General features: G+C 50.5%; 24 protein-coding genes. 5 read left to right on the top strand and 19 right to left on the bottom strand.

Annotated features, from left to right (window positions below; all coding sequences use genetic code 11):
* The first annotated feature begins 5 nt into the window (after positions 1 to 5).
* Positions 6 to 1,538: an N-acetylmuramoyl-L-alanine amidase gene (locus CBW65_RS12980; RefSeq protein WP_087457206.1), complete on the top strand. Its 1,533-nt coding sequence runs from the start codon at positions 6 to 8 to the stop codon at positions 1,536 to 1,538.
* Between the two features lie 44 nt (positions 1,539 to 1,582).
* Here the strand turns inward: CBW65_RS12980 and CBW65_RS12975 are convergent, their stop codons facing one another.
* Entirely contained in the window at positions 1,583 to 1,972 is a 390-nt protein-coding gene (locus CBW65_RS12975; protein ID WP_087457205.1) for a VOC family protein, read from the bottom strand.
* A gap of 215 nt (positions 1,973 to 2,187) precedes the next feature.
* Between CBW65_RS12975 and CBW65_RS12970 the strand changes: the two genes are divergently transcribed.
* Positions 2,188 to 2,892 (top strand): Type 1 glutamine amidotransferase-like domain-containing protein, encoded by a 705-nt coding sequence (locus tag CBW65_RS12970; RefSeq protein WP_087457204.1) that lies wholly within the window; start codon positions 2,188 to 2,190, stop codon positions 2,890 to 2,892.
* Positions 2,893 to 2,936: 44 nt separating this feature from the next.
* Here the strand turns inward: CBW65_RS12970 and CBW65_RS12965 are convergent, their stop codons facing one another.
* The 3 genes from CBW65_RS12965 to CBW65_RS12955 are packed head-to-tail and all read right to left on the bottom strand — an operon-like array spanning position 2,937 to position 5,026.
* Positions 2,937 to 3,500 (bottom strand): GNAT family N-acetyltransferase, encoded by a 564-nt coding sequence (locus tag CBW65_RS12965; RefSeq protein ID WP_087457203.1) that lies wholly within the window; start codon positions 3,498 to 3,500, stop codon positions 2,937 to 2,939.
* A gap of 1 nt (position 3,501) precedes the next feature.
* On the bottom strand, positions 3,502 to 4,104 hold the full coding sequence (locus CBW65_RS12960) for a hypothetical protein (RefSeq protein WP_087457202.1): 603 nt from the start codon (positions 4,102 to 4,104) through the stop codon (positions 3,502 to 3,504).
* A 49-nt stretch (positions 4,105 to 4,153) separates the two neighbouring features.
* Complete coding sequence (locus tag CBW65_RS12955; protein ID WP_087459226.1) at positions 4,154 to 5,026, bottom strand: LysR family transcriptional regulator; 873 nt, start codon at positions 5,024 to 5,026, stop codon at positions 4,154 to 4,156.
* A gap of 118 nt (positions 5,027 to 5,144) precedes the next feature.
* On the opposite strand from CBW65_RS12955, the gene CBW65_RS12950 reads away from it, so the two are divergent.
* Complete coding sequence (locus tag CBW65_RS12950; RefSeq protein WP_087457201.1) at positions 5,145 to 5,522, top strand: rhodanese-like domain-containing protein; 378 nt, start codon at positions 5,145 to 5,147, stop codon at positions 5,520 to 5,522.
* A 26-nt stretch (positions 5,523 to 5,548) separates the two neighbouring features.
* On the opposite strand, the gene CBW65_RS12945 is transcribed toward CBW65_RS12950, so the two are convergent.
* The 6 genes from CBW65_RS12945 to CBW65_RS12920 all read right to left on the bottom strand — a co-directional run bounded on the left by CBW65_RS12945 (position 5,549) and on the right by CBW65_RS12920 (position 10,195).
* Positions 5,549 to 5,863, bottom strand: a complete 315-nt coding sequence (locus CBW65_RS12945) for a rhodanese-like domain-containing protein (protein ID WP_232463316.1) — start codon at positions 5,861 to 5,863, stop codon at positions 5,549 to 5,551.
* Between the two features lie 144 nt (positions 5,864 to 6,007).
* A complete protein-coding gene (locus tag CBW65_RS12940) occupies positions 6,008 to 6,598 on the bottom strand; it encodes a DJ-1/PfpI family protein (protein WP_087457200.1) in 591 nt (196 codons plus the stop codon).
* Between the two features lie 93 nt (positions 6,599 to 6,691).
* Positions 6,692 to 8,224 (bottom strand): protein O-GlcNAcase, encoded by a 1,533-nt coding sequence (locus CBW65_RS12935; protein WP_087457199.1) that lies wholly within the window; start codon positions 8,222 to 8,224, stop codon positions 6,692 to 6,694.
* Between the two features lie 283 nt (positions 8,225 to 8,507).
* The gene (locus CBW65_RS12930; RefSeq protein WP_087457198.1) at positions 8,508 to 9,206 is read right to left on the bottom strand and encodes a type II toxin-antitoxin system VapC family toxin; all 699 of its coding nucleotides are present in this window, start codon (positions 9,204 to 9,206) and stop codon (positions 8,508 to 8,510) included.
* Between the two features lie 3 nt (positions 9,207 to 9,209).
* Positions 9,210 to 9,410 (bottom strand): hypothetical protein, encoded by a 201-nt coding sequence (locus tag CBW65_RS12925; protein ID WP_087457197.1) that lies wholly within the window; start codon positions 9,408 to 9,410, stop codon positions 9,210 to 9,212.
* Positions 9,411 to 9,628: 218 nt separating this feature from the next.
* Positions 9,629 to 10,195 (bottom strand): HD domain-containing protein, encoded by a 567-nt coding sequence (locus CBW65_RS12920; RefSeq protein ID WP_332457840.1) that lies wholly within the window; start codon positions 10,193 to 10,195, stop codon positions 9,629 to 9,631.
* A 254-nt stretch (positions 10,196 to 10,449) separates the two neighbouring features.
* Here CBW65_RS12920 and CBW65_RS24255 point away from each other — a divergent pair, with 254 nt between their 5' ends.
* Positions 10,450 to 10,758 carry a hypothetical protein gene (locus CBW65_RS24255; RefSeq protein ID WP_157721929.1) on the top strand — a complete coding sequence of 103 codons (309 nt, stop codon included), beginning with the start codon at positions 10,450 to 10,452 and terminating at the stop codon, positions 10,756 to 10,758.
* A 56-nt stretch (positions 10,759 to 10,814) separates the two neighbouring features.
* Here the strand turns inward: CBW65_RS24255 and CBW65_RS25385 are convergent, their stop codons facing one another.
* From CBW65_RS25385 to CBW65_RS12895, 5 genes are all read right to left on the bottom strand, one after another.
* Positions 10,815 to 11,528: a fibronectin type III domain-containing protein gene (locus CBW65_RS25385; protein WP_408646555.1), complete on the bottom strand. Its 714-nt coding sequence runs from the start codon at positions 11,526 to 11,528 to the stop codon at positions 10,815 to 10,817.
* Between the two features lie 886 nt (positions 11,529 to 12,414).
* Complete coding sequence (locus CBW65_RS25380; protein ID WP_087457195.1) at positions 12,415 to 13,035, bottom strand: hypothetical protein; 621 nt, start codon at positions 13,033 to 13,035, stop codon at positions 12,415 to 12,417.
* Between the two features lie 268 nt (positions 13,036 to 13,303).
* Positions 13,304 to 14,173, bottom strand: a complete 870-nt coding sequence (locus tag CBW65_RS12905; protein WP_087457194.1) for a copper amine oxidase N-terminal domain-containing protein — start codon at positions 14,171 to 14,173, stop codon at positions 13,304 to 13,306.
* 156 nt (positions 14,174 to 14,329) lie between these two features.
* A complete protein-coding gene (locus tag CBW65_RS12900) occupies positions 14,330 to 14,665 on the bottom strand; it encodes a hypothetical protein (protein WP_087457193.1) in 336 nt (111 codons plus the stop codon).
* Between the two features lie 260 nt (positions 14,666 to 14,925).
* Positions 14,926 to 15,459, bottom strand: coding sequence for a hypothetical protein (locus CBW65_RS12895; protein ID WP_157721927.1), 534 nt, complete (start codon positions 15,457 to 15,459; stop codon positions 14,926 to 14,928).
* A gap of 152 nt (positions 15,460 to 15,611) precedes the next feature.
* Between CBW65_RS12895 and CBW65_RS12890 the strand changes: the two genes are divergently transcribed.
* Complete coding sequence (locus CBW65_RS12890) at positions 15,612 to 16,328, top strand: hypothetical protein (protein WP_087457191.1); 717 nt, start codon at positions 15,612 to 15,614, stop codon at positions 16,326 to 16,328.
* Positions 16,329 to 16,415: 87 nt separating this feature from the next.
* On the opposite strand, the gene CBW65_RS12885 is transcribed toward CBW65_RS12890, so the two are convergent.
* The 4 genes from CBW65_RS12885 to CBW65_RS12875 form a co-directional block, all read right to left on the bottom strand.
* Complete coding sequence (locus CBW65_RS12885; protein ID WP_198299614.1) at positions 16,416 to 17,690, bottom strand: helix-turn-helix domain-containing protein; 1,275 nt, start codon at positions 17,688 to 17,690, stop codon at positions 16,416 to 16,418.
* A 165-nt stretch (positions 17,691 to 17,855) separates the two neighbouring features.
* On the bottom strand, positions 17,856 to 17,984 hold the full coding sequence (locus CBW65_RS25100) for a hypothetical protein (RefSeq protein WP_269767931.1): 129 nt from the start codon (positions 17,982 to 17,984) through the stop codon (positions 17,856 to 17,858).
* The gene (locus CBW65_RS12880; protein ID WP_087457189.1) at positions 17,984 to 19,171 is read right to left on the bottom strand and encodes a helix-turn-helix domain-containing protein; all 1,188 of its coding nucleotides are present in this window, start codon (positions 19,169 to 19,171) and stop codon (positions 17,984 to 17,986) included. Before CBW65_RS12880 ends, CBW65_RS25100 begins: the two co-directional genes overlap by 1 nt.
* Positions 19,172 to 19,403: 232 nt before the next feature.
* The gene (locus CBW65_RS12875) at positions 19,404 to 20,741 is read right to left on the bottom strand and encodes a P-loop NTPase family protein (RefSeq protein WP_087457188.1); all 1,338 of its coding nucleotides are present in this window, start codon (positions 20,739 to 20,741) and stop codon (positions 19,404 to 19,406) included.
* Between the last annotated feature and the right edge of the window lie 898 nt (positions 20,742 to 21,639).

The raw sequence follows: 21,639 nt of genomic DNA, 5'->3' as shown, positions 1-21,639 counted from the left end.
CAAAAATGAAAAAGACGTGGCAAGCGGTAGTGGCAACAACCGCGCTCACATTAGCGCTGAGTACGACGCTGACCGTTTCGACAGAAGCAACCTCCGCACAAAATACATTCAAAGCCGACCATCTGGCCGACCTCGACGCAGCGTTTGCACAAGCGGCGGAAGAGTTCCAAGTGCCGAAAGAACTGCTGATGGCGCTGTCCTACTCCCTGACCCGCTGGCAGGACCACAACGGCGAGCCGTCCAAAGACAACGGCTACGGCTTGATGCACGTCGTGGAAAACGACAAGCAGAAGAACCTCGCCAAAGCGGCAAAAGGCCTCGGCCTCTCCAAAACGGAGATTCAGAAAAACGCGATCGGCAACATCCGCGCCGGCGCTTACCTGCTGGCGATGTACCAAAAAGAGTTGCAGAAGCCACTGTCCGGCGACATCAACGAGTGGTACGAAGCGGTCGCCAACTATTTTGACTCCCAAGATCAAGAACTGACCGTGCTGTTTGCGGACGATGTGTACCGTCTGCTCAAAGATGGCGCGTCGCTGAACAAAGACGGCGAAACGCTGGCTTTGCAAGCAAACGGTGCGATCGCGCCGGACAAAGGCACGTATGCAGGCATCGTGTACGACGGCATCACCACCGAATCGGCCGACTACGCGCCGGCAATCTGGAACCCGGCGTATTCGGGCAACTACCAGGTGGCGACGCGTCCGACTTCGCACCCGATCAAGCATGTCATCATCCATGACACCGAAGGCTCCTACGCGTCGGCGATCAACTGGTTCAAAGACCCGGCAGCGGGCGTTTCCGCGCACTATGTCATCCGCTCCAGCGACGGGCAGATCACCCAGATGGTCGCGGAAAAAGACATCGCGTGGCATGCCCGCAGCGCCAACTCGAACGGGATTGGGCTTGAACATGAAGGCTATGCCAACCAGACCGGTTGGTACACCGATGCGATGTACCGCGCTTCGGCGGCGCTGGTGCGCAACATCTGCCAGAAATACGGCATCCCGATGACCCGCGACTACATCCTCGCGCACAGCGAGTGGTATGGCAACACGCATACCGATCCGGGCAACAACTGGGATTGGAACTACTACATGTCGCTGATCACCGGCGTGACGAAAAACTACTCCGTCGTGACGGTCGACAACCCGCAGGCTACGTTCTACGGTCCGGTTGAGTACTGGCGTTCCGTGACCGGCTACGGCATCGGCAACGCGATGCGCTGGACGAAAGGCAACGGCCTGACCCAAGTCAACTACACTGTCTACCGCCCGAACATTCCGCAAGCGGGCAACTATGAAGTGAAAGTGTTTGTGCCGTCCAACTACGCGACTTCGACCAACGTCAAATACACGATCACCTACAACGGCGGCTCCATCGTGAAAACGGTCAACCAGGCCAACTACTCCGACAAGTGGGTCAGCCTCGGCACCTACAGCTTCGCAGCCGGCACCACCGGCACCGTCAAATTCGGCGATGCCACCGGCGACAACCTCTACATCGCAGCAGATGCGATCAAGTTCATGGCCCGCTAACCAAGGGCAGCAAAAAGCCGCTTCCAATCGGAAGCGGCTTTTTGCTATTTCGTTACTTCAAACAGTTCCAGCCATTCGCCGTCCGGGCCTTCGAAGAATTTATAGCGCGTGCCGTTGGGCAGGGTGGTGATTTCTTGGTCGATCCACTTGACGCCGTGCTGCTCGAGTCGCCCGATCTCCTCTTCAAGGTTGTCCACGTTTAACGCAAGGTGATGGACTTTGCCTTCACGCGGCAGGTCGGAGTTGTAACCCTGGATCAGTTCCAGCTCGGTCTGCTTCGCCCCTTGGAAGCCAAGGAACGCCAGCTGAATCACCCCGTTGGTATGCTGCAGCCGCCCGTGCAGCTCCATGCCGATCACTTCTGTATAAAATTTGATCGATGCTTCAAGATCACGCACCATGATGCCAACGTGTTCAATTTTGCGAATTGCCATGTTATGTACAGCCTCCTAATGATCAATCTGCGTTGAATCTATTATACCACCGCTCGCGCTCTGCCTTTATAGAGGGCAGCGCAAACACGATCAGAAATCATCCCCAAAAAGGGCATCAGTCTCCGCATCCTGCTCATCTTCGCAATCTCTCCTTCCCAAACCTTCCAATTCTCGTTAAAATGAAAAAAATCAGAACAGCAAGGAGCGACCCACCTATGAAACAGCTGATCACCATGGGCGGCGGCGGATTCTCGATGGAACCGGAGAACCTGCTGCTCGACCGCTACGTGCTAAAACAATCGGGCAAGGACAAACCAAAAGTCTGCTTTGTCCCGACCGCCAGCGGCGACTCCCCCGACTACACCAAACGCTTTTACAAGTCGATGGAGGAATTGAACTGCGAACCGTCCCACCTGCACGTCTACAGTCCACCTTCTGCAGACCTCGAAGCGTATGTGCTGGACAAAGACATCATCTATGTCGGCGGCGGCAACACCCGCAACCTGATCGTGCTGTGGCGCGAATGGGGCCTCGACCGCATTTTCAAAAAAGCGTGGGAGGAAGGCAAGATCCTGACCGGCCTCAGCGCCGGAATGATCTGCTGGTTTGAGCAAGGCATCACCGACTCGAACTTTGGCAAGTTGAGCCCGCTTTCGTGCCTCGGCTTCCTGCCCGGCAGCGCCTCGCCGCACTATGACGGCGAAGCGGAACGCCGCCCGTCCTACCAGCGCATGATCCTCGAAGGCGAGCTGCAGAACGGCCTCGCTGCTGACGACGGCGCCGCGTTCCATTTTATCGGCACCGAACTGCACCGCGTCATCTCCTCGCGCCCGGAAGCGAAAGGCTACCGCGTACAGAAGATCGGCGGCGCGATTCAGGAGACCGTACTGGACACGCACTATCTCGGCAACGGCTTCTAACAAAAACAACCCCGGCTTCCCTTGCGAAGCGGGGTTGTTTGCGTTTATGCCTGATCATCCCGCTTGAGCAAAGCCATCATCACCGCATCATGGAAGCGGTCGTTGTAGTGCATGTACTCTTGCAGAATACCTTCTTTGCGGAAGCCGACTTTCTCCAGCACGCGGATCGAGCTGGGATTCTCCGGTGACGCCAGCGCTTCGATGCGGTTCAGCCCCATCTCGCCAAATCCGCAGCGAAGCACCGCCCGCAGCGCTTCGGTCGCCACGCCTTGATTCCAATAAGCGCGGTTGATCTCATAGCCGACCTCGGCGCGAAACGCCCGCACATCCCAGTGGTGATACCCGATCGTGCCGATCAGCCGGTCGTCCTCTTTGCGTGCGATCGCCCAGCGCACCGCGCGGTTTTCCTGCCGGTCCAGATCGCGGCTTTCGATCATCTTCACCGCTTTCTCCGGCTCGGTCAGCGGCGCCATGCCGTAATAGCGCATCGTCTCTTCATCCGACAGATTGGCATAAAAATCGTCCGCGTCGCTGATCCGAATCTCCCGCAGCAGGAAGCGCTCCGTTTCATAAATCGGCATTGCTTGCAAAATCGTCTCTGTGCTCATCCTAGTTCCCTCGTTTTCGTCTCATGATCATCCAAATCGCTGCTCCGCCCAGAACCAACACCGTGAGGACAACCCAGACGCCTTTTTCCAAAAAGGCAAGCAGCGCATTTTGTTTGGACGGCTCTTCCTGCGCTGCAGGCACAATCGCTTTTTCGGTCTGCTGCACAGGCGGCGTTACCCCCGGCTCCGTTCCGGTTCCCAGCGCCTTCAGGTCTTCATCAGCCCGGGTCAACTCCTTGGTCCGGCTGCACAGGGAGGCGTAATTCTGTCCGTCCTGCGTTTGGTTGGTATAGATCAAATACTCCTGACCCTGCTTAAACTCCACACCGCAGCTCGCTTCCCCGCCGATCGCCGTCAACACAGACGTTTCCGCGCTGTCGACCCCTTTCCAAGCGGTGTTCACAGCCAAAGTGACCTTGTAATACTTGGTTTGCTTCTCAATCTTCTGCACCTGGCCCGCAAAGACGGCCGTTGCGTCTGCCAACGCTTCCTTTGGCGCCTTCGGTTCGACACAGGAACAGGCGTAGCTCGGAATTGGCGACACCAAAGACAGCACTTGCATCATCAGCAAAAATGAAATGGCCAGCAAGAATGATTTTCTCACGACTTCCCCTCCTTATGAACTATCAGACGCGAACGGGAGCGGAACCGTTTCATCCCTTTTCGACAAGCATTCCCAACATGTCCTGCAACGGCTGTGACAGCCATTTTTTCTTGTGTCGGATCACCTGCACGTAAAAAGGCGGATGTCCGGCCAACGGACGGGCGATCAGCTTGCCGCAGTCGATCTCCGCCTGCACCGCCATGCGCGGGTGCAGGGCGATCCCGAGGCCTTGGATCACGCAGTGTTTGATCGCTTCCAAGCTGCCAAACTCGCAGGTCAGGCGGTACGGCACACCCGCCTCTTTTAACCCTTGCAGGAGCATCGCGCGGTAGGTGCAGCCTTCCTCGGTCAAAATCAAGCTTTCCTGCGCCAGATCGGCATAGCGCACCTCCCTGCATGCTTCCAGCCGATGGCCCGGTGGAGCGGTGATCATCAAGTCGACTCTCTGCACCGTCTGTACCTCCAGATCCGGGTCGGCAAACGGCACGTCGAGGATCAGGCCGAAGTCATAATCCCCCTCCTTCACGCCTTGGATGACAGACGGCTCCAAGCCCGGTTTTAACAGCAGGTTCATCTGCGGGTGCCCGGCTTGGAACTGCTGCAACAGCGGCGGCAGGAAGTAGGCGGCCAGCGATTCGATCGTCCCGACGGTCAGCGTCCCGCCCGTTTGTGCGGAAAGGATTTCTTTCGACTCCTGATGCAGGCGGATCATCTCCGCCGCGTAGCCGAGCAGCGCCTCGCCGCTGTGGGTCAGCCGCATTTTGCGTCCGAAGCGCTCGAAAAGCACCACGCCGTATTCCTGCTCCAGCTTTTGAATCTGGGTTGTGACGCTCGACTGTGCATAGCCCAATTCTTCTGCCGCCCGCGTAAAGCTGCCCGACTTGGCCACCATGCAAAACGTCCGCAAATACTGCAAAATCACCAGCACTCCCCCTTTATCTTCAAAATGGTTGATGGCAATCATCAATTCTTATCGATAACTGTGATGCTTCTTCCCATGATACTGTAAACGTAACCCAGATGAGAAGGAGCGATTTTCCATGAATCAGGAAGCATACCGTCATTTTGCCAACAAACTGGCCTTTGAGACCGACCCCGCCGATGTGCGGATGGAGCTGGAAAGCGGCGCGGCTGATTTTTTGCTGCTCGATGCCCGGAGCCGGGAAGCGTTTGCGAGCGGACACATCGACGGCGCAATCTCTCTGCCGTACCGGGAGATCACCGCCGAGAGCACAGCCGCTTTTGACAAAAGCCGGCTGATCGTCACCTACTGCTGGAGCCCGGCCTGCAACGCAGCAGCCAAAGCGGGGCTCTGTTTGAGCGAATTGGGCTTCCAGGTCAAAGAGATGTTTGGCGGCGTCGAGTATTGGAAAAAGGAAGGCGGACAGCTCCGCAAACATGAAAAAACCTCCCCGTAAAGGGGAGGTTTTGCTGTTGCGAACTGCTATACGGCAGGATAGGCGAGCATGCCGCCAACCATGTTTTTGACATTGCGGAAGCCTTCCAAAGCCAACACTTGGCAGACGGCGAGGCTGCGTCTGCCCGAACGGCAGACAAAGATGATCTCTTCGCTGCGATCCCACTCCAGATAACGGTCGATGACTTCGAACATGGGAATGTGCACCGCTTCCGGGATCTTCCCCTCTTCGATTTCATGATCGGTGCGCACATCGATGATCTTGACCATTTCCTTCTTCATAAGCCGCTCCGCCACTTCGACAGGCTGGATCTCCTGGACTTTGGACATCACATGATCCATGTCGTCATCACGCCCTTTCTTTTCCCCATAATGCTTTAGTCTATACTGCAGGTTCCCTTTTGAAAGTAATGAACCTCACATTTTAGACTTGCTCGCAGAATATGCAAAAAATAGTCCTCTGGTTCAAAAAGAAAAAGCCCTCTTTTAGGAGAGGACTTGCGGTTCATCCGGCAGGCGGTTCTTGAAGTAGTCGAGCGTTCCTTCCTTCTCTTCCGGCGAATCGAACATGTTGACCCGCTCAGCCAGCGCCACGGCAAATTCCACGTATCCGTTGCCTTTCGCCGTCACGAGGTTGCCGTCCACGGTGACCGCTCGACCGGTGCATGTCTCCCAGTTAAAGAGATGTGCAACCTCATGGTTCTCCGGCGAATAGGAGGTCGTGTAGCTGTGATCCCCCAGCACCCCTGCCGCTCCGAGCAGCGCCGGGCCTGCGCAGATCGCGCCGATGACTTTCCCTTCACGATGGAAAGCGCGGATCAGGTTCAGCACCGGCTCATGGTCGAGCAGATGTGTCAGACTGCCGCCCGGAATCGCCAGCACGTCGTATTCGGCCGGATTGACTTCCGACAGTTTCACATGCGGCACGGTGCGAAAGTTAGCGCCACCGGTCACATAGTCCACCTCGTCGCGGTCTGCCGTCATCACCACTTCATTGCCGTCTCCGTTGAAAAACAGCCCGACCAGATTCACTTCAAATTCCGCATAGCCGTCAAAGAGTAAAATGAGAGCTTTCATAATGCCACCACCTGTCTGTTTTCCTTACATCCCGATTCTATTCGCTGTAAGAGCTGGTAATCCTTTTTTTTACAGCCTATGCGCTCTGCCGCTTTATTGTTGGGCCGCTTGTTGCAGGAATTCAACGATCTCCTCGCCGATCTTCAAGTTGTTCGCTTCGATCTGCCCAAGCAGTGCGCGGAATGGCTCGCCTGTGTCAGCAGGGTCTTGCAAGTAATCAAGCGCAAGCAGGCCGGCTTGACCCTCCCGCCCGAGCTTGGTCAGCCATGGGTCGATCTCCGCGAGCAGTGCCGGATTGTTCGTGCTGCGGCGCAAGCGCTCCGGCAAACCGGCCAGTGCCTGGAACTCCTGCCGCAGCGCGGCCGGGTCGCGATTCTGCCAATAGTTCGCCGCCAGCGTTGCAAAATCCGGGTTGCCAGCCGGGCGAAGTTTGCTCTCCGCCGCGTACTTGCAAAACAGCAGCAACGCCTCCGCATCCTGCACCCCGTCCGGAGCCTGCATCGCCGCTTTCCATGCAGCTTGGGCGTCATACCCGTGCGGATCGTGGAGATAATCGCCGATCGTTGCCAGGGCAACTTTTGACGCTTCCGGCTGGATCTGCGGATTGGTGAGATAGCCGGATAAATGCTCCCCAAGGTCGGCCGAGCGGTTCTCGAGCGGCCCCATGATCAGCTGCGGGCGCTTGTTGATCGCGTACGTATAATCGTTGACCGGAAAGTTGTCCCAGAGCATCGGCTTGCGACCGAGCAGTTCGGCTACCCGATCGGCCTGCTGCGAAGTGACCGCCTGATTCAGCACCCACTCCCCCGTCCAGATCACCGGAATCGCCGGGTCGAGCCCGCTTCGGATCGCCCGCCAGTAGCCGGAGTCGCCCAGCCCGTAATAGTCGGTCGGGGCAAACCAGAGCTGAAAATCCGGATCTTTTTCCTTTTCCATCCGATACACTTCATTGGCGAGATCCACATGCGCGGTGGCGTAGTCGTTTCCATACACCGCCTGATCTTCCGGCTTCACGATCTCCTGCACATCATCAAACGACAGCAGAAAATCATGCACGCCATATCCGCGCAACTGATCAATCTTGGCCAGCAGGCGCTGCTGATCGCCCTGCGAAGTGATCGTGATCGAGTTCGTCACCCACTCCGGGGTCGCCTGTTCCGTTGGCAGCGGCATCGGGATGCCCGGCGAGATCGAATAGACAAAATCAATTCCGTTCCGCTTCGCAGTCTCGGCAAGCGACCGCATCTGCCCGCCGAGGCCCGGCGGATAGAGATCGCCCCATTGCCGCCGCTGATACGGGTCATCTTTTGGCGCATAGACGTACGTATTAAAATGCTGCCGCCCCATAAACGCCAGCAGATCCAAGCGCTGCGAATGCGTCCACGGCTCGCCGTAAAACCCTTCAATCACGCCCCGCACCGCAAATTCCTGCTCTTCAGGGACAGGCTGCACCTGTTCTTGCTCTGGCTCTTGTTCAGGTCCTTGCTCCGGCTTCGGCGTCAGATCGGGCGCCGACCCCTGCGGCGGTGTCTGCAGTCCGGTCTTCCCTTCCGCCCACTGCCACGCCCCCCACGTTCCGACCATCAAAAGCAGCATGATAAAGACAAGTCCGAGTTTTCTCTTCACAACGAAACACCTCCTAACCGATCAGCAAGTAGACGTTTCAGCCCGCTCCTTGTTACAAAAAAGACTGCCGAATCTCTTCAACAGCCTTCCCCGTTATACGGAACGCTTTGTGATCTCCTTCAGTTCCTGAATCAGCCTATGCAGATCCTGGAACGACCCTTCCATGCTGGTGCGAATCTCTTAAAGCAAACGTCAAGACCAGCCCCAGCGACAAGATCAGCCGGTGGTATGCAAGATAAATAAAAAGTAAAACACCTTACGCCGATCAGTTTAATTTCATCAATCACGGAATGCTCTGCACTCCATTTCCCGACCGATATTTCTCCGTAAACCGCTCCCGGCCAATCGCATCCATCAGAAATCTTTCAAAATCCTGCCCCAGCATCTCAATGAGCCTGTCCGCTTCAAAAAAGGCGTTTTGCACCTCCGTCGAGTAGACCTCCAACTCCGGCACATTCTCCATATCCCGGTCCAGGCTGACAATTCTGGTCACTCCCTCCTGCATCAAATTGCAGGCTGTTGTTGCAATAAATGCGTCGGCGGACCCCAAAGGAATGGATACGCATCGCTCCATCGCATCAACAAAGTCCAGATCGTCTCCAGACACGACTTCAACTTCTTTCAAAAGGTCAGCGAGCTTTTCACAGGCGATTTGATTGTATTTGGCGAGCTCCTCAGGCTCTGTTTTGATCACCTTATTCCAATTCGCCCGATGCGTGGAGAGCCTCCCTCCCTTTAACAGGAGTTGATCTTGAGAATAAAAGTTCTTCGCTAAAATATGCATGGCTTCTGTAATAACCGTATGGGAAGTGATGAGGGTAACTGACCGAAACATGAGGTAATGAACGAAGAGTGTTGCGGGGTTATGGAAGAGGTCAATATGAAAAAGTACAGCGACAATCACATTCGTATCAAGGAAAAAGATGTCACCCTCCAAAACTGGAATGACATCTTTTCCAAAATCAGCAGGATGTAGTGGCATCGTTTACGCCTTCCCCCTTAACTCTCGGCAGAGTTGTTGCGTGTCGATACCTGGTGCCGCATTTACCGATCCGAATGTTGCAAAAAATCGCCGCAAACTTTCCGGGTCCCTCTGTCGGCTGCGTGATCTCATCTCCTCGAACTTCCGCCGCTTGATCTCCCGCGTCAATTCCTCGGTGCTAAAATCCTTAAGATCCCGTTCCATTCCAAACGCCTCCTTTGGCTTTAGAACTGCTCTGTGGGTCTAGGATAAACAACTCCGTCACCAGAATCAAGATGTCTGACAATTTACAGTATTTTAAGTTTCTTGTGCAGTCCCCCGCCAGAGACCATCAATGACACTAATCCCACTGGGTCATATCCAAAATCCAACGATAACAAAAAGCAGACGGACTTTTTCCGCCTGCTCGAACTTCCCACTATTTACTTCTCTGGCAAATACCCTTTTTCCACCGACTCACGAATGATCTCCTGCGCAAATGCCCACAGCCTCTCTGAGCCTTGCCCGATCTGGCTGTTTCGCGCCAAGACCATGTCGAGCGTGATACCGTGCTCCTTCCAGGTCTGGCCTTCCGTCTGGTAGTTATGCAGCAGCGGGGCCAAGCGATCCAGCGCAGCCGCAAATTGCGCCTCTGCCGACTTGCGCTCCTCAAACTCCACCCACAGCTCGAAAAGTTCCTCCCGCTGCTCTTCCGGCAAAAGTCCAAAAATCCGCTTCGCCGCCGCCAGTTCCCGCTCCTGTTTACCTGCCTGCCCCGCCAGATCGTACGCCGACACATCACCGGCGTCGATCTCCACAATGTCATGCACGAGCAGCATCTTCAGCACGCGCAGCACATCAACCGACTCATTTGCATGTTCCAGCAACACCATCGCCATCACCGCCAAATGCCATGAGTGCTCCGCATCATTTTCATTTCGCGAACGGTTCATCAAAACCGCTCTTCTATAGATACTTTTCAACTTGTCGATCTCCACAAGAAAATCCATCTGCTTCCGTACCCGATCCAAATTCATCTGTTCCCCAGCCTTTCAGGAGTAAAAGTATAATAAACAAAGTAAAACATCTACCATGATCAAATGCAAGACATCCTCATCCTGCTCACGCTCGGTCACGGTACTGGCGTCATGCAGCAAGAAGCCCATTCCACCATTACCATAAAACAAAATGATCGGTAACAAATCCCCCATAGCCTACATATACAGTAAGCATGTAAGCAAAAAGAAGAATGGGGGTAATCGTTTTGGCAATCGGTGCTTGCCCTATCTATGGAACACATCGGATGATTTCGCAGGGATTTGCAAATGCAGATAACTATCAAAATAAAGCGCGTATTTTTTCTGGTGGTTGGTATAAGTGCGCTTGTGGAGAAAGAGTGGTCGCGTCCGGCTATCCGCACTTCGGCGGGGCAATCGGGAGCTACGTCACAGAAGGCGGAATTTATAAGCTCTACGCCTCTTATTCAAACGTAACTTCATTTTGGGTATACCCCAACCTTGTCTACTACTCCAGCAGTTCCACCATACCCGGCTATCAATTTTTATCCCAATAAACGTAAAAACCCTTTGCTCGCTTGCCGAGAGCAAAGGGTTTTTAGATTGCAAATTATTATTTCGGCTGGCCAATAAACTCCAGTTCGGAAATCTTCATCGACAAGTCGTTCAGTTGCGGGTACATCACGATTCTGTATGTTTCCGCAGTCTGAGCGACCGGGAAGATGATCGTTTTCGGCACACCTGCCTGCCAATCGGTGATGGTCAAGTTATGAAAAGTGCCCATTCCGCTCGGACCGTTGCGGGCAAAGTAAATGACGCGAGGGCCCGAAGAAGACATGACTGGTGTGATCGTCACCCCTTTGATCAAATACTGCTGCGGGAAGGTGTACTCGACCGACTGCGCTTTGTTCGAAGCATCGACCGTAGTTTCCCAATACGTGCCCGGATCGCGGTCAAATGCATGGAAACCATCGTGACCCGGCGTAAAATGGCTGAATTTGAGCGAGCCGTAAGGAGTCGTGTTTGAGGTCATCGCCGGAATTGCGCTTTCGGCATAAGGAACGGCTTGCACAATGTCGCTTTTCACCGACTCGCCTGCCAGATTGACCGCGCTGATCTGGTACGGGTAGGTGGTCAGGTTGGTCAAACCGCCGATCGTATACGTGGTCGAAGTAATCGGAGCGTTGTTGATCTTCTCCGTGCCTTGATAGATATTGTAGCCTTGCACGCCGTTGATCGGCTTCCAGTTCAAGATGACGTAGCCGTCTCCTACTTTGGCCAGATTCACGCCCCACGGTTTTTCCGGCTTGGCGTAGTAACCTTTCATTTCCACTTCCGCGATCTCGTAATACGCGCCGCCGTTTGCTTGGCTGACATAGAGGCGATAGTTCTTATTCGCCGAGCGGTTGTCGAACGAAAACGTCTTGACCATGCCCGGCTGCCAGTCGGTCGCCGATCCCTGATGCAAGTTGTACCAGCCGTTCGGACCATACGCTTGGAAGCTCCAGTATTTCGGAGCGCTCTCCGCAGATACCGCCCGCACCGAATAACTGGTGACGACGGCCCCCGTCTCGAAGTTGTATTCAAGCATGTTCCCGCTATTGTTCTGAGACTTCCATGCGGTCGCGGGGTCCTCATCAAACGCCTTGTAGCCTTCATACCACAGCTGCTCCGTCGTCGGAAGCACCACACCGCTCGGGAGCTTGTTCGATATCATCTTCGGAATCAGATCATTTGACGTGCGCTCCACGTGCATGTCATCGATATAAAAGCTGCCCGACGAGCCTTCAGTGATCCCGCGCAGCACGGCGTAGACGCGCATGTAAGCGGTGTTCGACGGCGTGAACCCTTCGTGCTTCAGCTCGATATAACCGTCTGTCGTCTGCCAGTAGTCAACCGCCGAGACTTTGATCGAGTCGCCGTTTATATCGTAGTAATCGACGTAGAGTTGAACTTTCGCGTTGTCTAGTTCTTCGATCAGAAACTTCCCGGTCACCGTGTACGAAACATTTGCGAGAACATCATAGGCCTGATAAACGTCGACTGCCCCGTAAGAAGGCAGGTTGCTTCCGCTGACACGCTGCGCCCGGCTCCCTTCAGCAACGGGTGCGTTGACGACGCTGAATTCAGAGACGGCCGTCGGGTCCTGCCACGTGCTCCAGCCGTCCGCGATGCCTTCAATCGTGCCCGTATAGCGTTCAAAGCCCGGATTATCAAGCACCGGCGCCACTTGCACAGCACGCATATGATCGACATAGAACGTGCCGGAGCCGTTGTCCCCGGTGGCGCGTAGCAGCACGTAGACCCGCATCGAAGCGGTGCCCGGCGGAGTGATCCGTGTGTTTTCCAGTTTCACATAGCCGTCGGTGACCGTCTTTTTGCACCGTCTTCGCCGAGCCGACGATTGTGCCGGTCGCATCAAAATAATCGATATACAGCTCCACCTGCGCATTGTTCAAGCTCTCGACATAAAACCGTCCTTCGACCAGATAGTGCGTATTCGTAGCCACATTGGTGATCGTCTGGTTAAGGTCGGCGTAATGGCCGTTTGCCAAGCCGCTCGCCGAAAACTTCTGTGCTTTCGTCCCTTCCTCCACCGGAGACGTAACGACACTCAAAGCGGTGGATTGGGCATCCGGCGCGACCAGCGTCCATTCATTCGCCACCCCATTCGTGCCGGTGTATTGTTCAAAACTTCCATTCTTCAAAAGCGTTACTTCTGCCGCTTCCACCTTGGTCGGAAGTTGCGGCAAAATCAGAGCATTTCCCATCGCCAGTACAGCAGCCAGCGTCAAAACACTCAAAGTGCGAAATCTCTTATTGCTTTTGTTCATGTGAATCCCTCTCTCCGTATTAGTCTCTATCTAACTCCTTCCAATCTATGACTGTATTTCACTTTTATTGGTATATGATTAATGTAACCTACATTACATAGTTTTAATGGTTATATGAAAAGGTAGTACCTCAAACGCAAACACCCAATAAATCACGAGGATTTATCGGGTGTGTTGTAAGATATAGTGGTTACAAAATATAGCTTTTCACAATAATGAAAGATTACTAGGTTTTGCCCTGCTATCTTGATGCTACTTTCTGATTGCTCTACTCTGCGAACTCGGCGAAGAAAGCGAACTCATTTTCATATGCGGCTTGACCGAGCATCAATTGCTTGCTGTCATCGGCCAGTTCTTGTAATCGAGTCATGCCTGTTGTTTCGCCCAGGACGATTCCGCGCAGTTCACAGACGCTGTACAAGTTTTCAAACAGCATAATGGTCTTGTTCGCGTATCGCTGCGCCAGTTGATCTTCCGGAACCTTGACAGCTTTGATTTCGGCCGTAAGGGCGGCCATTTCCTTCAAATTCGCTTTATGTTGACTACGGAACTGCTCAAGGCTGATCTTGTTGTTGATATAGTTATTAACGATCGTATCCGACTCTACCGCTACTTCACTCAGTGCAGTTAAGTTCTCTTTGATCAAATACACATACTCGCCCAATTTCACGAGCGACGGAGCCGGATACTGAGAGACAAAAACGGAAACGGTTCCTTCATCCCAGCCCACGTGTGCGTCAAGCGCTTCACTGACAAAGCGAACCGGCACCATCGTGCGGTAGTTGATCGACTCAGCCGGAACGTCAAGCGTTACCGTTTTGCCGTTCACAACAGCATTTTTGGATTTCAATTGAAGTTTGATGACGGTGTCCTCGCGCGTTGCCGTGACCGTCTGAGTCTTCTCATCCCACAGAATCTCCGCGCCCAACGCCTCGAAAATCGCGCGCAGCGGCACCAGCGTGCGGTCGTTTTTCACGATCGCGGGCTGGTCAACCTTCAAGGTTGCTCCATTCACGTAGACGTTGACTTTGCTGTTCTTCCCCTGCGTGTACATCGGCTGAACTTCTGCAGATGCCACCGATGCCATGCTTCCCGCGAGCATGCCGGTCACAATCAGTGCTGATAAAAACTTTTTCATTAGGCAAATATGCCTCCTCTCAAATATCAAACCTAATTTCGATATTTTGTGACAATATCCTCCCTATGTGACAAATAAATCCATTCTATTAATATGATGTAATGGTTTTAGTCTCTCTTTCACAATCCGATTCCTCCTATTAACTTACAATTCCGTTCATTCTCTCCCATACTTCTCATGAAGCGCTCGCATCGCATCATCCCAACTCGGGACGGTATCTCCTTCATAGCGATGGTACTGAAGCTCATCCGCAATGCCGCGCGCCTTCTGCATAGCTTTTAAGTGATTTCCTTTGTTCCGAAATTCCTTCATATCACTTTCGCTTTCCCATGCAGTTAAAGTCCAATACGTATAAAGCCCTTCCCGATTCGTAGAAAAGTGCAGCAATCCTTTGGCCTGCCTGGATTGGGAGACAGATCGAATAACGTGCATCGCGAAAAATGGCATCGCCCACAGGCCTCTTACGTGCAATCGGGTAATGGAGATCAGCATCAAAGACACCCCATAAATAAATATTTAAATATTTTTTATATATAAATATTACCGATTCTTGAGGCTGTTGTCCAATAAAAAAAACCTCACAATTCGTGAGGAGTTTCTCAGTTAACGCTTGATTCTGCAATTGTTGTAGATCGAGTCCTCTCATGGCTAATTATCTTGGGTTGATCAGTCGAACACCTCTGTCCAAAATCGCTCTACTAAGAGATTATCACCTTCGGATATGGTTCGATCTTTCAAAATCACACCTAACCTCACCTGTCCTGTCGTTTCATCACAACAGTGCCATGTTCATCATACACGACCGTCTGCACTTCCAACCGGAGCGCCGCATCCGTCTCCGATGAATATAGCGTGGCAGGCGGATACCCGATAAACGCATTGTTGACGAGCGGCAGAGTCATGGAGTGTTTGACGTCTTCTTGCTCTCGCCCAACAAACGTCAGCTCAATCTCTTTGAGCTTGGTGTTTGTTTTCAGCGCTCCCCAAACAATGGGGCCGGTGCCTTCTTTATAAATCGTTCGGACGAGCATCGGTATCTGACCGCCGGTAAACGACCAGCCGTCTTCCCCGTCCGTCGAATAGCGGTACTTTCCATCCTCTTCTTCAAACGTGTTGAAGACATACTGATCATGATCCAAAAAAATGACGCCGTTTTTCATATCCTCTCTCATCAAAACCGAAATCGGCGTATCCCAATCGCTCTGGATCGCTTCGTCCAGCGTTTGATAAGAGCACCCTGTCAATCCGATCATCAGCAATGCGATTATCCCCACTATACGTTTCATACTCCACCCGCTTCCCATCAACTCTAGCAAAAAGCAGACGGTGTGCTGCCGCCTGCAATCCAATTCCTAAAGGTACCGTTCCGCCCACAAGAGTAAAATAATTCCTTCTCCCCATAATAAAGCAAGACAACACTACCGAAAAGAGGCTTCTCATGATACACCATTTCACCTGGCCCCCCCTGCTCTTCGCATTCTTGAACATTCTTCTCGCCACTCAACCCGAAGCGAACGCTGCTTTATTCGCTCATCATCAAGGCGACAACTACAGAGACTTCACGCTCTATACTGACGGCATCATCCAACAAAGACCAGACTGGAAAAATTCGGACAACCCTGCCTTCGGCCCGCAGATGCTGTTCCAAGACATCAATCAAGATCAGCAAAAAGATATCATTATCCTACTCACCACCGGCCATGGCACCGGACTCATCCAACAAGAAGCGCACGTTTTTCATGGTGGTGGACACTACCCCGAATTCCTTGTCGACAACCCCATGGCAATCCTTCTCAAAAACGTGCATACCAAACTAACCAAACAGCAAGCCACCATCACCATCAACGGCAAAACCACAGTGGTCGACGTTGCTCAATACAAGTACGACCCCGAGCACATCTTAAAGGAGGTCATCCTCAGCGCGCACCTGCACTTCGAGATCATCAACAACAAGCTCACCGCCATCGCCCAAGCACAAATCGTCTTTTTAGGCGGTTCCATCGGAGAGATCCACATCACCTATGGCTTTAAAAACAACATGTACCAAGCGGAGCGCATCGAGTTCATCCCCCTGCAAAAAAGACCTCCTGCATCCGAAACGGGAGGTCTCTTATCCACAACGAAAACAAAAGAACCATTCCACTCTCTCCGCTAATCAAAATGAGAAAGCCGCTCCGTTTTCCCATCAGGGAAATCGAGCGGCTACAAGTGGCACATCACTTTGCAACATGTTTTTGTGTTCTTATAGCACTATCCCGCGCTGTCCTAATTCCTGAATCAGATGCTGGTGATAATGCTCCAACTTTCGATAGGCTTCTTGGAAGTCGCCTTTATTGTTCAAGAGTCGGCAACTAGCCAGCATGACCTCCTCCAACTCGGCAGTCATGCCCTGCTGTTCATAAATCTTGATCGCATTATCGAGATGTTTTTGGCCCTTTAGATCATCATGCTTGTGAAAAAAGACATCTGCCAGCACACGATGAACTTTCCCCATCACGGGATCAGTATCCAGCAGACTCATTCGTGCTTTTTCGGCGTAGGAAAGAGCCTCGTCAAAAGCCTTATTTTCTCTACAAATCTGAGCAATATCCGCGTACATTTTCCCCGCAACTACACTGTCAGCATTTTGCTCATACTTTTCTGCAATGCTTAAAAGGCTTTGCACAGACTCCTTCCAATCTCCCGAGCCGCGACGGAGCATGATCGAGCGGTGTTGCAGATCTTGCCTCATTTTCTGGTTCGACTGTTCACCAAGTAAGATAGCTGCCTTCGTAGCGTACTCTTCCGCTTGTTCATACTTCTTTTGCCGGTCATACACCTCCGCCAAGCGGAGATAAGTTTTCGCCCGTTCCTCGCTGCTGCAGTGATCCAACTTCAAGGCCTGCTCATAGTACTTGGCTGCTTCAGCTGCCTTACCGACCTTTTCCAAAAGCAGCGCCAACTGCATGAGAATCTTCACATGCAGATCCGCTTCAATCGCCTGCGCCTTTTGAACTTCATTCAAGGCTCGCTTCGTGTGGAAAAGGGCGATTGGAATCTCACTCTTTACCTGTGCAACCTTCCCCAGGTAGAGCAATACCAGCGGAAGCAATGTTGTCCCCTGGTCGGTATCCATCACTTGGTTCAACTTGCTTTCCGCCTCCTCCACGTTCCCCAACTCAAGCTGGCACCGTGCCAGCTCCATCAGTAAATTCTCTTTGGATACCTTGGGTGTCGCCGCTTCCAAAAGCCCCTCCAACAAAGGTATCGCTGCCCCAAACTCTTTTGCCCGCACCATGCCAATTGCCAACTTATATTTGCTCGTATATTCCAGGTCAAAATTTACCCCATTCATAAGTTGCTCCAGCGACACATCAAGCCGCGATGCGATTTCGACCAAAACCTTATAAGACGGGCGAGCCCGATCCGATTCGATTTGTGAGACCATGCTTGGTGTGATAAAACCTCTCGCAAGCTCGATTTGAGTAAGCCCTTTTTTCAAGCGGAAACCACGTATCCTTTGACCCAAAGTCTCCATTCTCAACATCCTTTCCTTATGTTAATTACTAAGAATAGGATAATTGGACCGGCACAGTTAGAATTCATTTTAGTTAATTTGATCTGCCATAATATAAAATGCCATATGTCATTTTGAAAAACGACATAAAAATGCCCTCGCTATAAATAACGAGGGGCCGGTTTCCTACTTATAGAATGCAATTCCTGCAGGGTCAGGGGGAGACGTTTGCGCAATATTCGTTACTGTAGAAGTTCCTAACAGCAAACTAAGTATGGCTGCAAACATCAGGCCTGAAATAGCCCATTTTTTCACTAAAACTCCTCCTCATTTAAGAATTCACTCTTCGTACCTGCTATCATGCGACTCTTTTCATAGTATCTTATTGCACTTTCCCAGTCACCTTTCAAGTAGTAATATTCCATCAATGCTTTGCAAGCAAAATAACGGAGATTAACAGAAAGACTTGTGTCCTTGAATACGGCCTCAGCAAACGAGGAATTATCACACACGACAGTTTTCATAATCTGTAACCGGCCCCAATATTCAGGATATTCCTGTGCGAGTGATTCATATTCGTCAATGACTTTCTTGACTGCTTGGTAGTCCCGGAGTTGCATCAGTGATTTTACATATTCTTTTACCGCGATTATCAAGATCCCTTCGAACGGCTGAACCGTATTGATCGCAGAAAGCAATACTTCAGCAGATGAATTGTAGTTACCCAGTACGTATTCATAATGAGCAACATTGATGAGGGCGTGTCCGATTTGCTTCTCGTCGTTCGTCTTCTCAAAAAGCTCCAGAGAACGGTATGCAATCTCTTTTGCCATTTTCAGTTCTCCACGGTCTTCGTACATCTTCATCCGGGTATAGTAGGCCATCCCAAGTTTATTAAAGTCATCGGAGAATACTTTTTCAACGAGATTCAGCATTTCCTCAATATTGCTATACTCCCTCCGAATAGTGGAAGTCAACATCAGGTTTGCAGTTACGATGTGTAACAATTGAGTGTCTGCAAAGTCTTCTTCCAAGCGCTTGGCATACTCATAAGCAGCCAACCAGACTTTATGAGCTTCTTCATACTGCTCTTGCACATAATGAACTCTGCCTAAGTTATTCAAACTATAGCCGCGTTCTGTGATACCTCGCGATACTTCGACCAATTCCTTAGCAATCGCCTGCGCACGAATCAGCATCACTTTTGTCCTGCGTTTTCCGGTCAAGATTGTATTCAATTCCTGCTCTTTCTGATACGTATCCTCCTGCTTCAACCGTTCCAAAGAGATATTCAAGCCCTGTGCTATACTATCAAGTTCAGAAGGAGCTATCCGTCTTGTTCCGAGCAACATCTGACGAAATGTCTCACGATTCATCCCTATTTTTTCAGCAAATGCACGAATGCTATATGCATCCCCTTTCTCGGACATCAATTCCGAGATCCGTCTGGCCAAAGTTATCCTCGCCAGCGTCGAAGTCGATATATATTCAACCGTAGACATTAATGAATGCCCCCTCGTAGCAACTGAATGAAAAGTAAAGTTTGTTTATATCGTAATTATATATAAACCATCTTCATTTGTACACAAAGTTACTTGTTATTATCCATTTGCACAGGTTCCCAAAGATAAAGCCTCCTGAGATTATCAGGAGGCTTTAAATGTTTGATACCCCATTGGAATGGGGGAATTTACTTAGTTCTCGATAAGAGAATGCTTCAATATATCTAATTAATTACTTTACATATATTGTTTTAGGACCAAGGACATTTGATAAGTCAACTTTACCACTTCTACACGCCGCCAATAAAGCAGATTCCACAATAAAAACCCGATCTTTTCCTTGGTCGAAATAGAACAAAGGTATAAAATTTGTACTGGCAGTTCCTTCTGATGCTACCGTTTCCTCACGTGTATGCAATATCAAAAGTTCCTGTTTGATATTTTGCTGTTGAAATTTCACTTCCTTGTTAGATTGCACTTTTTGAATTACATGATTCACTAGAATTCCATCCACCAATTTATCAATGTCGCTTTCAGTCATTATTTCAAGCAATGATTTTACAATATAGTATCTTAGCCCTTTTCCTCCAGACTTCTTAGACCTAGCCAATTTATGGAGTCTATCCAATGCAGGAACGACCACTTCTTGATAACTTTTTTCCAAAGCCTCATCTGCTAAGCTATGATCACTTAAAATAGTTTTCTTTTTTTGTGATTGATATACTCCGTGCAATTTACAGTAGTTTTTCATCAGAGATTTAAATATGCCGACATTTCTCCCCGAATGTTCAATAAACTTCTCAATTATTGCACTGTCTGTATATGTGTTTAACGCTTTGTCGCCATTAGATACAATTTCAAGTAGTTCATCTTTAGTCCAATCACCAATGTCAATTGGCTCAACTCTGTTGGTTAAATCACTTGCTAGGGAGACAAGCTTTGTCGTTTCCTTCCATACACCAACAATTACTACCCTAATCGGGTAGTAAAGAAACTCTTTTAGAGAGCTAGCGAAAGTTTTTTGAACACTCGGTTCGAGATAATGGAAGTTTTCTAGTACGATGAATTTATCACCGATCACTTCACTTATAGCAGTTATTACCTCGCTTTGATTTTCCAAATCTATGTTAACATAAGTGAAACTCTCATTCTCTGCCTTTTTAATAGCAGCTTTGCCTCCGGCTTTTAAGTCGGATTTTGCAAATAGTGGTAACTGCAACTGTATTGCACCGTTTATTTGTAGTTCATTATTTTTCTCCGAGTTCTTCCCTCTTTGAAGACTACCCACTTTAATATTTAATTCGTGAAGCATGGCTTTAAATAGACTCTCACGAGTAAATTTCGCATCACAACCCACTCTAATAAAATTAGGACAATACTTCTCAATTAACCAAGACTTACCTTGCCGCGATGCACCGTACACCACAATATGTTGTTTTTCATGTTGGACAGTATAAACAAAACTTTTGTGTGCCTTTCTTTCAATATAAGTAGGACAATCCTCTGGCGGTACTTCTCCAATCCCATAAATATCTTCGAGTGAGTAAACATCTTGACTAAAAGGCCACATTATATAGCCACCCCCAAATTTATACTAATTACTGATTTTCAAGATACACTTATGATTTTCCAATCCCTTGGGATTTGAGCGCATGACTATTCGATAGCTTTAGTTTATCATTAGTCGCTATACAAGCAAAATCCTAAGACAAAACAGATCGTATCTCATTCACTACCATCTGCACAACTTTCCATGCTCAATCTATTACCATTACCGATTCTTATTTCTCGTAAAGAGCTCTCATCGCTGCTTCCCAACTAGGAACAGTCTCTCCTCATATCGATGGTATTGAAGCTCATCTGCATTGATTTCAAATGATTATCTTTTCCCTAAATTCCCCCATATCGCTTTCGCTTCCCTAAGCGGAGAGTGTCCAATAAGTAAAAAGCCCTTCCCGGTCTGTCGAAAAATACAGCACTCCCTTTGCCTGTCTGGATTGGGTGGCAGAGCGTACTGCATGCATCGTGAAGAACGGCAAAGCCCACAGTCCCCTTACGTGCAAACAGGTAACGGAGATCAACATAAATGTCATCCCTCTCCCTCAACTGGAACAAAATATAAATTTTTTTCATGATTAGATAATAAAATATACTTTTCATCTGTCAATACTGACAAAATATAATGATGACCCGCCATGCCAGTCCTTCCATTGGCATGAACTCGTCCTCAAGGCGTTCTCTCTCTGGCAGGCCGACCACCAGCAAACCATTGACCTCTAACGTGAGCACGAACAACACCACGCCACCTAGCTGGATACAATACCAATGTAATACCGACAAGCAAAAACTAGGCCGAAAGTTACCTGACCATCACCCAGGGAATGACTGCGACATCACAGAGTGGTTTTACTTCAACTTGCTAACGCTCGAAGTCGAAGCTGATAGATAAAAACTCCTCACAATTCGTG

The organism is Tumebacillus avium, from assembly GCF_002162355.1.
GTDB lineage: Bacteria > Bacillota > Bacilli > Tumebacillales > Tumebacillaceae > Tumebacillus_A > Tumebacillus_A avium.
This window is presented reverse-complemented; position numbering and strand designations above follow the sequence as displayed.